Source organism: Streptomyces sp. NPDC001137, assembly GCF_040298885.1.
Lineage (GTDB): Bacteria > Actinomycetota > Actinomycetes > Streptomycetales > Streptomycetaceae > Streptomyces.
This window is the reverse complement of the sequence record NZ_JBEPBA010000030.1, coordinates 34,130-48,997: the sequence shown is the minus strand read 5'-3', so window position 1 is coordinate 48,997 and position 14,868 is coordinate 34,130. Positions and strand designations below refer to the sequence as shown.

Sequence of the window (14,868 nt, the reverse complement as noted above, 5' to 3'; positions counted from 1 at the left end):
CGCCATTCGTCAATCCGCCCGCCTAATTTCGGTGCTCGGCGAACGAATCAATCCGAGCCACCCGAGAAAAGGATGAGACGGCGTGCGAACCATTGATCTCCCGGCCTCCGGATCAGGCCACTCGGCCCCCCTCACCCATGTGGGCTTCAGGCCCGACGGACAGCGACTGGCCACCTGTTCGTACGACGGCACCGTGATCGTCTGGGACACCGTCGACCCCTCCCGCCCCGTTCCGCTGACCCGGCTGCGCCACCGCCGTCTGGTCAACGCCTCCGCCTGGAACCCGGCCGACCCCGAGGTGCTGGCCACCGCGTCCGCCGACAAGACGGTGGCGGTCTGGCGGGTGGACGCGCGGGGCCGCAGCACCCTGCACACCGTGCTGGCCCGGCACACCGACGACATCAACTCGGTGGCCTGGCTGCCCGACGGCGAGCGGCTCATCTGTGTCTCCGAGGACGGCCGCGCCACCCTGTGGTCGGCCGTCGACGGCACTTTCATCTCCGAGGTCGGCTCGCACGAGGCGCACTGCATGATGGTGTCGGTCAGCGAGCAGGGCCTGGTCGCCACCGTCGGAGAGGACGGCCTGGTCGCGGTCAGCGACCCGGACGGCACGACCGCGCCCGTCACCCGCCGCTACGACTCCTCCATCGAGGGCTGCGCCTGGTCCCACTCCGGCCGGCTGCTCGCCGTCGCCCGCGACGACGGTGCCGTCGACCTGCTCTCCGCCGACCTCGACCTGGTCCGCACGGTGCCCGTGTCCACCTCCGCGGCCCGCGCGGTCGCCTGGGCCGAGGACGACTCCTCGTTCGTCGTCGGCGCCTACGACGGCGCCCTGCACTGGTTCGACGTCGTCGGCACCCGCCTGCACCGCGTCGAGGACCGGCGGGTGTGGCCGCGCTCGGTGGCCGTCGCCGGCGGTGTCGTCGCGGCCGGCAGTTTCTGGAACGGCCCGCACCTGTACGACCTGACCACGGGCCGCGAGATCACCGCGCCCGACGGCGCCACCCACGGCCCCAACGCCCTGGCCCAGCGCGGCGACGAGCTGCTCATCGGCACCGACTCCGGCCTCGTCGTCGCCGTACGCACCGACGGATCCGCCGCCGAGGACAACGGCGCGGTCCGCACCACCGCCTTCACCGACGGCCCGATCCTCTCCCTGGCCACCGACGGCGACACCGTCTACGCCGGCACCTACTCCGGGCACGTCCTGCGCCACGACGGCACGACGCTCACCGCCAGCGCCGGTCTCGGCGCGCCCGTGCCCTCCCTCACCGTCCACGAGGGCACGCTCGTCGCCGGCACCTACAACGGCGAGTTCCTCCTGCTCGACCCCGACACCCTCGACGTACGTGAGCGGATCGAGGCGCACGACGGGTCCGTGAAGTCGCTGACCGCCGTGGCCGGAGGGTTCCTGTCGGCGGCCACGGACCGTACCGTCGAGGCGGGCGGTCCGCGCGGGCGCAGCAGACTGTGGGAGCACGGCAACCTCGTCAACGCGGTCGCCGCGCTCGGCACCGAGGCCGCCGCCAGTGCCTCGCGCGACCACACGGTCAAGGCCGGCCGGCTGGTCCGGCAGGACGACGGCGGCTGGCGGGCCGAGCGCGTGCAGACCCTGCTCGGCCCCGACGAGTCCGTGAAGTGCGTGGCGCTGCTGGGCGCCGCCGAGCGGCCCGTCGTGCTGGCCGGCTCCTACGACTTCGGTCTGTACGCCTGGCAGGTCGACTGGGACGACTCGGCGGCCACCCTCGCCTCCGGGCGGGTGCTGGCCGAGTTCGCCCAGGGCCTGTCCTGCATGCTCCGGCTCACCGACGGCACGGTCGCCGTGGCCGGCTGGGACGGCCGTGTCCTCGTCGTCGGCCAGGACCGCGCCGGCCGGGCCGGGATACGGACCTCGCTGCACCTGAACGAGCTGCTCACCACCCGTACCACGAGTCGTACGGCGGAGATCCGTACGTCGGAAAGCAGGGCCGCATGAACCCGCTGAGCACGCTGCCGCACCCCGTCTCGGTCCGCGCCCGGGTGCCCATCACCCTGGACCGCGCGGCCGGCCGCCCCGCCGAACTCGTCACCTTCCACGACCTGCCCGACGCCCAGGAGCACGTCGCCTGCGTGCTGCCGTACGCACCGCAGAGCGTGCCCCTGGTGCGGCTGCACAGCGAGTGCCTGACCGGCGACGTGTTCGGCTCCGCCCGCTGCGACTGCGGGCCCCAGCTGGACGAGGCGCTGACCGCGATGGCCGCCGAGGGCGGTGTGCTGCTGTACCTGCGGCAGGAGGGCCGCGGTATCGGCCTGTACAACAAGCTGGACACCTATGTCCTTCAGGACCAGGACATCGACACCTTCCGCGCCAACCGGATCATCGGGCGCGGCGAGGACGAGCGCGACTACCGGGCCGCCGCCGCGATGCTGCGGGCGCTGGGCCTGACCCGCATCCGGCTCATGACCAACAACCCCGACAAGGTGGCGCAGCTGCGCGAACTCGGCGTCCGGGTCGACGCCGTGCTGCCCACCGCCGTCCACCTCACCCCGCACAACGAGCGCTATCTGTCCGCCAAGGCCAAGAGCGGGCACACCCTGGCGCTGCTGAAGGAGGCCAGCGCATGAACCTCGAAGACGTCGCCCGTTCCCCGCACTTCAAGGAGCAGGCGGACCTCGCCGACCCGGACCGGGTGCACAGCTACCCGCGCCCGCGGGTGCGCCCCGAGTCCGCGGACTCCCTGCGGCTGGCCGCCGCCGTCGAGGACCCGACGCTGTCCCTGGCGGCACGGCTCGCCGCCGGCAGCATGCTGGCCGTCCTCGGCGACCCGCGCATCACCCCCGTACCCGCCACCTGCTTCGTCCCCGGCGCGACGGTCCCGATCGGGCTGCCCGCCGACGAGGTCGGGTATGTCACCCGGGCCTGGGCCGACAAGGGCGTCGAGGAGTCCTGGATCGTCAAGGAGACGCCCGAACACCCCGTGGAGATCGCCGACTTCTGGATCGCCCGCTATCCGGTGACCAACGGCGAGTGGCGCGACTTCCTGGCCGACACCGGCCTGGCGGACCGCCCCACCACCTGGTACCTGGGCGCCTACCCCTGGGACCGCTCCAACCACCCGGTCGCCGGCATCCGCGCCGAGCACGCCGACGCGTACGCGCGCTGGCTGAGCGAGCGCACCGGCCACCCGTGGCGGCTGCCGACCGAGGCGGAGTGGGAGTACGCGGCCAAGGGCCCGGAGGGCCGCCCGTACCCGTGGGAGGGCGCGTTCGACCCGGAGGCCGCCAACACCCGGGAGTCCGGCGTGCACACCACCACCCCCGTCGGCGCCTTCCCCGCCGGCCAGGCCCCGTTCGGCGCGCACGACATGGGCGGCAACGTGGAGGAGTTCACCGCCGACGAGTACGTCCCCTACCCGGGCGGCGAGCACGTCGCCGACCACCTGGTCGAGTCGATGGGCAGCTACCGGGTGGCCCGCGGCGGCAGCTTCGCCCGCTTCGGCGACCTGACCCGCACCCGCCGCCGCCATGGTGCGTTCCCCGGGCCGCTGTACCCGGTGGGTTTCCGGCTGGCGACGAGTGAGCGGCCGTCATGACGCAGACCTCCATCGCAAACCCACCTGCTGCCCTGCTCCCCGACATCGCAAGGGAGTTGACCGTCCGTGCCCCCGGCCGCGCCGACATCGAGGCGCCCTTTGCCCCGTTGGAGCGGCGGGCCCTCGGGCTGCTGCCGCGGCTGGCGGCACTGCGGCCCGTCGTGGGGGCCACTCCGCTGGTGCCCGTGCCCAGCCGGGGCGGCCGGGGCACCGTATGGCTGAAAACGGAGGCCGCCAATCTGACCGGCACCGTCAAGGCCCGTACCGCGTACGCCCTGTTGTGCGCGGCCGTGGCCCGGGCCGGCACCCGGGACGTACGGCTCGTGGAGTACTCGGGTGGTTCGCTCGCCCTCGCCCTCGCGGAGATGTGCGCCGTGCTCGGCCTCGACCTCCACCTGGCCGTACCGCACGGCTCAACCGAACGTCTCGTCGCCGCCCTGCTCCGACACGGCGCGCGGGTCACCCACGGGCCCGAGGGCGCCGGATTCCTCGGCGCGATGGACGAGGCCGTACGCATCGCCGCCCGCGAGGAGCGCCGGCTGCTCCTCCAGCACTGTGCCCCCGAGGCGGTCGCCGTGCACCGCGAGCGCACCGGCACCGAGATCACCGCCCGGCTCACCGCGGAAGGCGTACGGCCCCTCGCGCTCGCGGCGGCGGTCGGCTCCGCCGGCACGCTCGTCGGCACCACGCAGGCCCTGCACACGCGCTGGCCGGGCTGTACACCCGTCGCCGTCTTCCCCGCGGAGGCGCCCTACGGTGACGGCCGTGCTCCCGGCGGCGCCCGCCGCATGAGCGGCACCGGCGGCCTCGGCCACGGCCTGAAACAGCCTCTGCTGGCCCCGTACGAGGACGACTTCAGCTTCGCCGAGACCGGCTACGCCGAGGCGCTGGACGCCATGCGGCAACTGCGCCGCACCCAGCAGATCGCCGTCTCCAGCAGTGCCGCGGGCGCGTGGCTCCACGCGTCCCGCATCGTCGACGAGGGCCCACGCGGCAGCCACGCGGTGGCCGTCGCCGCCGGCCGCGGAACAGCCGAGGAGTGGACCCATGCCGCCGATCACTGACACGTCGTACTCCTCCTACCGGCGGATCGTCGCCGACTCTTTCGGCAGCTGGTACGGCGAGGGGCGCGACTCGTGGACCGGCGCCGAGACCAATGACCGGGTGACCCGGTTCGCGCTCGCCCAGGCGCCCGCCGCCGACGGGCCGGGGCGCCGGCGGGTCCTGGACGTCGGCTGCGGGCGCGGCCGGCAGACCACCGAGCTCGCCGAAGGACTCGGCGCCGACGTCACGGGCCTGGACCTGCTGGACGTGTGGGACGCCGCGCCGCCCGCCCGCGGCCGGGTCCGCTTCCGGCAGGGCGACTTCCTGGAGTTCGCCCGCACCGGCCTCGACCTCGTCGTGGACAACGGCTGCCTGCACCACCAGCGGCGCGCCGACTGGCCCGCCTGGGCCGCCCACGGCGCCGGCCTGCTGCGCCCCGGCGGGGCCCTCGTCGTCAGCGTGTTCCTCAGCCCCGACGGCGAGGTCGCCGAACTCCCCCTGGCCGACGGCCGCCTGAACTGGTGGCTGACCGAACAGACCGTCACCGATCTGTACACCGGCGCCGGGCTCGCCCCGGCCGACCGCCTGGTGATCGACAGGAACTTCCAGTACCAGGGCCACTGGCTCGAGTACCTGGTGCTGTCGTTCCGCAGGAACGGCCGATGAACGAGACCACGTCACCCGTGAAGGGACCGACCATGCTCAAGGAAATCGACCTGGAACGGCCCGGCAGCCGGGAGCACCTGCGCGCCGCCCTGCGGGACGGGTTCTTCCTCGTCCGCAACACCGTTCCGGAAAGCCTCCTGGACGAGGCGTACGCCTTCCTCCACGCCTTCTTCGCGCTGGACGCCGACGCCAAGGAGGAGTGCCGGGTCCCCGGCAGCAACGGCCAGTCCGGCTACACCCCGCCGCTGGTGGAGCACGCGGAGAAGGGCTCGGTGCCGGACTGGAAGGAGCTGTTCCACTGGGGCGCCCCGCTGCCCGAGCACCACCCGCTGCGCCTGCGCTACCCGGCCCGCTACCCCGACCCGTACTTCCCCGACCACCTGGTCCCCGGCATCGGCTCCGCGCTGCGCGAGCTGCACACCCGGATGCTGCGCTTCCAGCACGATGTCGTACGTGCCCTGGCCGATGCACTGGGCGCCCACCCCGACTACTTCGCCGACATGCTGGAGGACGGCCCCGTAGTCAACCGGGCCACCTGGTACCCGCCGATGGACCAGGCGCCCTCCGACCGCCACGTCTGGGCGGAGGAACACCAGGACTTCGACCTGATCACCGCACTGCCGAGGGCGACGGCGGCGGGTCTGGAGGTGCTGGTGGACGGCGAGTGGACATCCGTCGAGGCGCCGCCCGGGCACGCGGTCGTCAACGTCGGCATGGTCCTCGACCGGCTCACCAACGGCCTCGCGCGAGCCGCCGTCCACCGCGTGGTGGCCCGCCCCGACCAGCAGGAGGGCCGCCTCTCGATCGTCCAGTTCTGCCACCCGGCCCCCTGGACCACCCTCACCCCCCTGCACGCCCCGGGCGCCGAAACCACCCCCCAACGCTTCGCCACCCTCACCGCGGACGAACTCTTCCAGCGCACGATGTACCGCATCCGCCGCCTGGACACCCGGCCCGTCGCGGCCACGGCCCGATGACCGCAAACGGCGGGGCCTCCCTGACCCGGCTGATCCGCGAGGACCTCCAGGCGGTGCTGGACCGCGACCCGTCCTGCTCGGGCCGGCTGGAGGCGCTGCTGCACCCCGGCTGGCAGGGGCTGACGCTGCAGCGGCTGGCGCACCGTCAGTACCTGCGCGGGCGCCGGCTGCGGGCCGCCGCGCTGACCCGGCTGGCCCGGCTGCTGACCGGCATGGAGATCCACGCCGGTGCCCGGATCGGCCGACGGGCGTTCATCGACCACGGCTTCGGCGTCGTCATCGGCGAAACCGCGGTCATCGGCGACGATGTGACGCTGTACCACGGTGTCACCCTCGGCTCCCGCGGCTGGCTGCGCGACAGCGACGGCGCCAGCCGCCGGCACCCGGTGCTGGGCGACCGCGTCCTGATCGGCACGGGCGCCTCGGTGCTGGGCCCGGTCACCGTGGCCGACGGCTGCCGCATCGCCGCTCACTCCCTGGTCCTGCACGATCTCCCCGCGGCCGCCACCGCCGGCCGAACCGCCCGTGTCTCCGGGAGATGACGAACTCCGCCCCGATTCCGGCGCGTCCGGGCCCAACTCGCGGATGCTGCACCTGTCCCACCCAGCCGTCCCGCCCCCCGCCGGGACACCCACGTCCTGCCCACGGACGGAACGGAGAGCGATCCACATGTTCAGCAGACGTACCCTCATACGCGCCTCGGCCGGTGCCACCGCGGCGGCCGCCCTCACCGGGACCACCGGCGGCCTGGTCCTCGCCGCGCCCGCCACGGCGGTGCCGTGGGGCACCCTGCGGGGGATGCTCACCGGGAGTCTCGTCCTGCCCGACGACACCGGCTACGACACCGCCCGTCGGCTCCAGCTCGCCCAGTTCGACGCCGTCCACCCCCAGGCCGTCGCCTACTGCGCCACCGAGAGCGACGTCGCCTCCTGCATCCGGTTCGCCCAGGACAACGGTCTCGCCACCGCCGTCCGCAGCGGCGGCCACAGCGCCGCCGGCTACTCCACCAGCCCCGGCCTGGTCATCGACGTCTCCCGGCTGAACGCGGTCCGCGTCGCCGGTTCCACCGTCCACGTCGGCCCCGGCAGCCAGGGCGTCGACGTCGTCAACACCCTTTCCGCGTACGGCGTCCAGGTCGCCGGCGGCACCTGTCCCACCGTCGCCATGGGCGGCTGGCTCCAAGGCGGCGGCCTCGGCCACGCCGCCCGCAAGTACGGCATGGGCGCCGACCGCCTGGTCTCCGCCCGCGTCGTCCTCGCCGACGGCCGCACCGTACGCGCCTCCGCCACCGAGCACCCCGACCTGTACTGGGCGCTGCGCGGAGGCGGCGGCGGCAACTTCGGCATCGTCACCGACTACGAGGTACGGCCGGTGCAGATCCCGGTGCTGACCCTCTTCAACCTCAACTTCCGCTACTCCGACGCCGTCAAGCTGATCCTGGCCTGGCAGGACTGGATGGCCTCGGGCCCCCGCGAGCTCGCCTGCGAGCTGATGTTCCTGCTCTCCACCGACGCCCCCGCGGGCACCGAGCCCAGCGTCGTCCTCACCGGCGCGTACCACGGCGTCAAGGCCGACTGCGACGCCCTGCTCGACAGCCTGACCGCCGCCGTCGGCCACCCGGGAACCAGCCGCTCCAGCAGCGAACTCCCCTATGCCCAGGCGATGATGCAGGTCTACGGCTGCGGCGACAAGACGGTCGGCGAATGCCACCGCATCGGGTTCTCACCCGAGGCGCTGCTGCCCCGCGACACCTACACGGCCCAGCGCAACCAGTACTACGCCAAGACCTGGACCCCGGCCGCCGCGCAGGCCGCCCTGGGCGCCTTCACCGCCGACCCCGTACCCGGTCAGTTCCGCTTCCTCGGCCTGTTCCCCTACGGCGGCCGTATCAACGAGATCTCCCCGACGGCCACCGCGTTCGTGCACCGCGACTGCGCCTTCAACGCCGGCTACGCCGTCACCCTGTCCACCGCCGACCCCGCCGCGCAGGACCGAGACCGCGCCCAGGCCTGGGTGAACGCCGCCCACACCACCATGGACCCGTACTCCAACCAGCAGGCGTACCAGAACTACATGGACCCGGCCCTCGCCACCTGGCGCCAGGCCTACTACGGCAAGAACTACGCCCGACTGCAGACGGTCAAACGGGCCTACGACCCGCACCGTTTCTTCACCTTCGCCCAGGCCATCGACTGATCCGACCCGTCGACCACGTCACGGACCCGCCCCGACCGAAGGACCCGCCTTGACCAGCACCCGCACCGGCGACGCCGTACGCGACACGATCATCATCGGCTCCGGCCCCGCCGGCTACACCGCAGCCCTCTACACCGCCCGCGCCCAGCTGAACCCCCTCGTCTTCGCCGGCTCCCTCCTCGTCGGCGGCGCCCTGACCACGACCACCGAGGTGGAGAACTTCCCCGGCTTCCCCGAGGGGATCATGGGCCCCGATCTGATGGACCGGATGCGCGAACAGGCGGAGCGGTTCGGTGCCGAGATCGTCGACGACGACATCACCGCCGTCGACCTCACCGGCCCCGTCAAGACCGTCACCGACTCCACCGGCACCCCGCACCACGCCCGTACCGTGATCGTCGCCACCGGCTCCCAGCACCGGAAACTCAACCTGCCCCGCGAGGACGAACTCTCCGGCCGTGGCGTCTCGTCCTGCGCCACCTGCGACGGCTTCTTCTTCAAGGACCGCGACATCGCGGTCGTCGGCGGCGGCGACACGGCGATGGAGGAGGCCACCTTCCTCACCCGCTTCGCCCGGTCCGTGACGATCGTCCACCGCCGCGACACCCTGCGGGCCTCGAAGGTCATGCAGGACCGCGCCGCCAACGACCCGAAGATCAGCTTCGCCTGGAACAGCGAGGTCACCGCCCTGCACGGCGAGGACCGGCTCGCCTCCCTCACCTTGCGCGACACCGTCACCGGCGAGCCCCGCACCCTCCCCGCGACCGGTCTGTTCGTCGCCGTCGGGCACGACCCCCGCACCGATCTGTTCAAGGGGCAGCTCGCCCTGGACGACGCCGGTTACATCAAGGTCGACCACCCCACGACCCGCACCTCCGTCCCGGGCGTCTTCGCCGCGGGCGACGCCGTCGACCACCTCTACCGCCAGGCCGTCACAGCGGCGGCCACCGGCTGCGCGGCGGCCCTGGACACGGAGCGCCACCTGGCGGCAACACCGGCTCACTAGGCGGGAGTCACCACCTCAGTCCGTCAGTACGGGAAACCTGCGCGGCGCCAGCACCAGCAGCACCACGAACGCCAGTGCCGCCGCGCAGGACGCCCCGAGGTACACGGCGTGGACGGCGTCGGCGATGGCCCGCCGGGTCGCCTCCGGCACCCGGTCCGCGCCCAGGCCCCGGGTCACCGAGTCCAGGTCGCCCGCGCCGCCCAGCCGCGAGGCGAGCACCCCGTTGGCGACGGCGCCGAACACCGACGCCCCGACCGTCTGGCCGGTCTGACGGCAGAACAGCACCGACGCCGTGGTCGTGCCGCGTTCCGCCCACCCCACCGTCGACTGCACCCCCACGATCAGCGGGAGCTGGAACAGGCCCAGGGCCGCGCCCAGCAGCAGCATCAGCAGGGCCGGCTGCCACGCCTCGCCCGGGTACGGCAGGAACGGGAACGCGAACAGGATCAGCGCCGCCGTCCCGATGCCGAGCATCGCGGTGTTGCGGAAGCCGATCCGCCGGTACACGTGCTGGCTCAGGGCCGCCGAGACCGGCCAGCTCAGCGTCCACACGGACAGGACGAAGCCGGCGGCCACCGGGGCCAGGCCCAGCACCGACTGCGCGTACGTCGGCAGGAACACGCTCGGCGCCACCATCAGCAGTCCCAGCGCGCCCAGGGCGAGATTGACCGCCGCGATCGTACGGCGCCGCCACACCCACCCGGGGATGATCGGCTCGGCCGCCCTGCGTTCCACCAGGACCACCACCCCGGCCAGGGCAAGTCCCGTACCGAACAGGGCCGTTGACGGCCCCGACAGCCAGGGCCAGGCCACCCCGCCCTGCACCAGGGCCGTGAGCAGGACGCCCCCGCACGCGAACACCGCGAGCGCGCCCGCCCAGTCGATACGGGGACGCTCGGCCGACTCCCGCTGCGGCTCGTGCAGATGGCGGACCACGAGCCACAACGCCAGTGCGCCGATGGGGAGGTTGACCAGGAAGATCCAGCGCCAGTCGGCGTAGGCCGCCAGGACGCCTCCCACGCCCGGGCCGGCCACCGCAGACACCGCCCACACCGTGGACAGCTTGGACTGGATCTTCGGACGGTCCTTGAGCGGGTAGAGGTCGGCGGCGAGCGTCTGCACCGTGCCCTGGAGGGCCCCGCCGCCCAGGCCCTGGAGGATGCGGAAGGCGATCAGCGCTCCCATGTTCCAGGCCACCGCGCACAGCAGCGAACCGGCCAGGAACACCGAGGCGCCCGCTATCAGGACCGGCTTGCGGCCGAAGGTGTCCGACAGCTTGCCGTACACCGGGAGCGTCACCGTCACGGCGAGCAGATAGCCGGAGAACAGCCAGGAGAAGACCGAGAAGCCGCCCAGGTCACCGACGATCTGCGGGACGGCCGTCGAGACGATCGTCGAGTCGAGGGCGGCGAGCGCCATGGCGAGCATCAGCGCGGCGACCACGGCGCCGCGTCCGCGCGTGCCCTGCGTGCGCTCCTTTGCAGCCGTCCGTATTCCGGCCTCCCCCTGGTCCACAGGATCCCTCCCCATTGCATTCCCCTTGCATCTATCCGCCGCCGAACAGCTTCCCACTTGACCCTGACGCGACGGGAGGGTGGAAGCTGACTGGGCCGGAGGGTGGACCGCAACCCCGAGAGCGTCTCCACCCGTCGGTGGACTGCCCCTAGGGGTTCCTCCGTACTACGGCCCGGGGAGGGTTCGTACCGCCGGAGGAGGAGCGGGGCCCAGGGCGTCCTTAACCTGGTCTTACGTCGCTGGGGCGCCGGTGAGGGGTGGTTGACCGAACCGGCGGGGGTGGGGTTTTCCCCAGCACAAGAGGGTGCCGGGCACCAGCGCGCCGGACCCCTCCGCGAGGCCAGACTCATCCGCGTAACCAGCACAGCACGTCCGGCAGGACCGGTCCGACGCAGCACTCGTGCGTCGTCCTCATAACCGACATAGGAGATTTACCATGACTTCGGCCGTGACCATTCCCAGGCACGGGGGCACTGGAGGGCGTACGGCCGTAGCCGCGCGGGCGCGGCAGGTCGTGAAGGCGTACGGGGCCGGTGAGACCCGTGTCGTCGCCCTCGACCACGTGGACGTGGACATCGCCCGCGGGCAGTTCACCGCGATCATGGGCCCCTCGGGGTCCGGCAAGTCCACGCTCATGCACTGCCTGGCCGGGCTCGACACCGTCTCCTCGGGGCAGATCTACCTCGACGAGACCGAGATCACCGGGCTCAAGGACAAGAAGCTCACGCGACTGCGCCGGGACCGGATCGGGTTCATCTTCCAGGCGTTCAACCTGCTGCCGACGCTGAACGCGCTCGAGAACATCACGCTGCCCATGGACATCGCCGGGCGCAAGCCCGACAAGCAGTGGCTGGCGCGGGTCGTGGACACCGTCGGGCTGTCCGACCGGCTCAAGCACCGGCCCACCCAGCTCTCCGGCGGCCAGCAGCAGCGCGTCGCCGTGGCCCGGGCGCTGGCCGCTCGGCCCGAGATCATCTTCGGTGACGAGCCGACCGGGAACCTCGACTCCCGTGCCGGGGCCGAGGTGCTGGGCTTCCTGCGCCGCTCGGTCGACGAGCTCGGGCAGACCATCGTGATGGTCACGCACGACCCGGTGGCCGCCTCGTACGCGGACCGGGTGCTGTATCTCGCCGACGGCCGGATCGTCGACGAGATGTACAAGCCGACCGCGGACGCGGTCCTCGACCGCATGAAGGACTTCGACGCCCGGGGGCGCACGTCATGACCGTGCTGAAGACGTCGATGCGCAACTTCTTCGCGCACAAGGGGCGCATGGCCCTGTCCGCGATAGCCGTGCTGCTGTCGGTGGCCTTCGTCTGCGGGACGCTGGTCTTCACCGACACCATGAACACCACCTTCGACAAGCTGTTCGCGGCCACGTCCTCCGACGTGACCGTCAGTGCGAAGAGCGCCTCCGACAGCGGTGAGACGACCGCCGACAACGGCAAGCCGCCGGTCATGCCGGCGTCCGTGGTCGGCAAGGTGCGCGCCGCGCGGGGCGTGAAGTCGGCGGAGGGGACCGTCTTCTCCACCTCGGTGACCGTCGTCGACGCCCAGAAGGACGACCTGTCGCCGAGCAGCGGCGCCCCGACCATCGTCGGCAACTGGAACTCCAACGACGCCCGCACCATGAAGATCACCTCCGGTACGGCGCCCAAGGGGCCGGACCAGGTGATGGTGGACCGCGACACCGCCGACAAGCACCACCTCAGGCTCGGTGACGGACTCGGCCTGATCAGCGCGGTCGGCACGCACCACGCGAAGATCTCCGGCATCGCCGACTTCCAGGTCACCAACCCCGGCGCGGCGATCTTCTATCTGGACACCAGGACGGCGCAGGAGACGCTCGTCGGACAGACCGGCGTCTACACGAACGTCAACGTCACCGCCGCTTCCGGCACGAGTGACCCGCAGCTGAAGAAGAACGTGGTCGCCGCCCTCGGCACCGGCTACAAGGTGCAGACCGCCAAGGAGACCGCCGAAGCCAACCAGAAGGACGTCGAGAGCTTCATGAACGTCATGAAGTACGCGATGCTCGGCTTCGCCGGGATCGCCTTCCTCGTCGGCATCTTCCTGATCATCAACACCTTCTCGATGCTGGTCGCGCAGCGGACCCGCGAGATCGGGCTGATGCGGGCCATCGGCTCCAGCCGGAAGCAGGTCAACCGGTCCGTGCTGGTCGAGGCGCTGCTGCTGGGTGTCTTCGGGTCGGTGCTGGGTGTCGGTGCCGGCGTCGGCCTCGCGGTCGGCCTGATGAAGATCATGGGCTCGATGGGGATGCACCTGTCGACCGCCGACCTGACGGTCGCCTGGACGACCCCGGTGGTCGGCCTCCTCCTCGGTGTCGTCGTCACCGTCCTCGCCGCCTACCTGCCCGCCCGCCGGGCCGGCAAGGTCTCCCCGATGGCCGCACTGCGCGACGCGGGCACCCCGGCCGACGCCAAGGCGGGCCGGATACGGGCCCTGGTGGGCGTGGTGCTGACCGGTGCGGGCGGCTACTGCCTCTACCTGGCCGCGAACGTCGACAAGGCGAAGGACGGCACGCCGTGGCTGGGCCTCGGCGTCGTGCTCTCGCTCATCGGGTTCGTCGTCGTCGGCCCGCTGCTCGCGGCCGGCGTGGTGCGTGTCCTGGGCGCCGTACTGCTGCGGATGTTCGGCCCCGTCGGGCGGATGGCGGAGCGGAACGCGCTGCGCAACCCGCGCCGTACCGGCGCCACGGGTGCCGCCCTGATGATCGGGCTCGCGCTGGTCGCCTGTCTGTCGGTGGTCGGCTCGTCCATGGTCGCCTCCGCGACGGACCAGCTCGACAAGACCGTCGGCACGGACTTCATCATCGGGAACGACAAGGGGCAGCCGATCGTCCCGCAGGCCGTGAAGGCGGTGAAGTCGACGCCGGGTCTCGAGCGGGTCACCGAGTACAGGATGGCCAAGGCCGACTACACCACTCCCGACGGCAAGCTGCTCAAGGACACGGACATCACGGCGGCCGACCCGACGTACGCGACCGACCTGCGTACGAAGACCGTCGCCGGCAACCTCAAGGACGCGTACCAGCCCGACTCGATGTCGGTCCACGACAAGTTCGCCAAGGCGCACGGCATCCACCTGGGTTCGAAGATCAAGGTGGCCTTCAGGAACGGCGCGACGGCGAATCTGACGGTCCGGGCGATCACCAGCAGCGACGGTCTGATCGACTCGGGCTCGAAGTACACGGCGATCGCCACGCTCGCCAAGTACGTCCCCGCCGACAAGATGCCCCTGGACCAGCTGGTCTTCGCCACCGCCAAGGACGGGCAGCAGGACGCCGCGTACAAGTCGCTGAAGTCCGCGCTGCACGAATACCCGCAGTACAAGGTGCGCGACCAGACCGACTACAAGCAGGCGCTGAAGGACCAGATCGGCCAGCTGCTGAACATGATCTACGGCCTGCTGGCCCTCGCGATCATCGTCGCGATCCTCGGTGTCGTGAACACCCTGGCGCTGTCGGTGGTCGAGCGGACCAGGGAGATCGGGCTGATGCGCGCGATCGGCCTGTCGCGGCGCCAGCTGCGCCGGATGATCCGCATGGAGTCCGTGGTGATCGCCCTGTTCGGTGCCCTGCTGGGGCTGGGCCTCGGCATGGGCTGGGGTGCGACGGCCCAGCAGTTGCTTGCCCTGGAAGGCCTGAAGGTCCTCGAGATCCCGTGGTCCACCCTGATCGCGGTCTTCCTCGGCTCGGCCTTCGTGGGCCTGTTCGCCGCCCTGATCCCGGCGTTCCGGGCGGGCCGGATGAACGTCCTGAACGCGATCGCCACCGAATAGCCACCGCACGCGGGGGTTGCGGGGGAGCGCCCGGCACCGGGGAGTCTTGGGGGACTCACCGGTGCCGGGCAGTGACATTCAGCCCCTCCGG

Annotated in this window: 12 protein-coding genes; 11 read left to right on the top strand and 1 reads right to left on the bottom strand. The window is 72.0% G+C overall.

The window, feature by feature from the left end:
- Positions 1 to 82 precede the first annotated feature (82 nt).
- The 9 genes from ABT254_RS40090 to trxB all read left to right on the top strand — a co-directional run bounded on the left by ABT254_RS40090 (position 83) and on the right by trxB (position 9,461).
- Entirely contained in the window at positions 83 to 1,975 is a 1,893-nt protein-coding gene (locus ABT254_RS40090) for a WD40 domain-containing protein (RefSeq protein WP_351481930.1), read from the top strand.
- Positions 1,972 to 2,604, top strand: a complete 633-nt coding sequence (ribA, locus tag ABT254_RS40085; protein WP_351481927.1) for a GTP cyclohydrolase II RibA — start codon at positions 1,972 to 1,974, stop codon at positions 2,602 to 2,604. Before ABT254_RS40090 ends, ribA begins: the two co-directional genes overlap by 4 nt.
- Positions 2,601 to 3,572, top strand: coding sequence for a formylglycine-generating enzyme family protein (locus tag ABT254_RS40080; protein ID WP_351481924.1), 972 nt, complete (start codon positions 2,601 to 2,603; stop codon positions 3,570 to 3,572). The genes ribA and ABT254_RS40080 overlap by 4 nt, the downstream gene beginning before the upstream one ends.
- A complete protein-coding gene (locus ABT254_RS40075; protein ID WP_351481921.1) occupies positions 3,569 to 4,636 on the top strand; it encodes a pyridoxal-phosphate dependent enzyme in 1,068 nt (355 codons plus the stop codon). The genes ABT254_RS40080 and ABT254_RS40075 overlap by 4 nt, the downstream gene beginning before the upstream one ends.
- A complete protein-coding gene (locus ABT254_RS40070; RefSeq protein ID WP_351481918.1) occupies positions 4,620 to 5,282 on the top strand; it encodes a class I SAM-dependent methyltransferase in 663 nt (220 codons plus the stop codon). Before ABT254_RS40075 ends, ABT254_RS40070 begins: the two co-directional genes overlap by 17 nt.
- Positions 5,279 to 6,259, top strand: a complete 981-nt coding sequence (locus ABT254_RS40065) for an isopenicillin N synthase family dioxygenase (RefSeq protein ID WP_351481915.1) — start codon at positions 5,279 to 5,281, stop codon at positions 6,257 to 6,259. Before ABT254_RS40070 ends, ABT254_RS40065 begins: the two co-directional genes overlap by 4 nt.
- The gene (gene epsC, locus ABT254_RS40060) at positions 6,256 to 6,801 is read left to right on the top strand and encodes a serine O-acetyltransferase EpsC (protein WP_351481912.1); all 546 of its coding nucleotides are present in this window, start codon (positions 6,256 to 6,258) and stop codon (positions 6,799 to 6,801) included. The genes ABT254_RS40065 and epsC overlap by 4 nt, the downstream gene beginning before the upstream one ends.
- Before the next feature lie 127 nt (positions 6,802 to 6,928).
- On the top strand, positions 6,929 to 8,455 hold the full coding sequence (locus ABT254_RS40055; RefSeq protein ID WP_351481909.1) for an FAD-binding oxidoreductase: 1,527 nt from the start codon (positions 6,929 to 6,931) through the stop codon (positions 8,453 to 8,455).
- A 49-nt stretch (positions 8,456 to 8,504) separates the two neighbouring features.
- Positions 8,505 to 9,461, top strand: coding sequence for a thioredoxin-disulfide reductase (gene trxB, locus ABT254_RS40050; RefSeq protein WP_351481906.1), 957 nt, complete (start codon positions 8,505 to 8,507; stop codon positions 9,459 to 9,461).
- A gap of 15 nt (positions 9,462 to 9,476) precedes the next feature.
- Here the strand turns inward: trxB and ABT254_RS40045 are convergent, their stop codons facing one another.
- Positions 9,477 to 10,976 carry an MFS transporter gene (locus ABT254_RS40045; RefSeq protein ID WP_351481903.1) on the bottom strand — a complete coding sequence of 500 codons (1,500 nt, stop codon included), beginning with the start codon at positions 10,974 to 10,976 and terminating at the stop codon, positions 9,477 to 9,479.
- Between the two features lie 436 nt (positions 10,977 to 11,412).
- On the opposite strand from ABT254_RS40045, the gene ABT254_RS40040 reads away from it, so the two are divergent.
- Both ABT254_RS40040 and ABT254_RS40035 read left to right on the top strand, forming a co-directional pair.
- Entirely contained in the window at positions 11,413 to 12,201 is a 789-nt protein-coding gene (locus ABT254_RS40040; protein ID WP_275773288.1) for an ABC transporter ATP-binding protein, read from the top strand.
- Positions 12,198 to 14,777: an ABC transporter permease gene (locus ABT254_RS40035; protein WP_351481899.1), complete on the top strand. Its 2,580-nt coding sequence runs from the start codon at positions 12,198 to 12,200 to the stop codon at positions 14,775 to 14,777. The genes ABT254_RS40040 and ABT254_RS40035 overlap by 4 nt, the downstream gene beginning before the upstream one ends.
- The last annotated feature ends 91 nt before the right edge of the window (positions 14,778 to 14,868 follow it).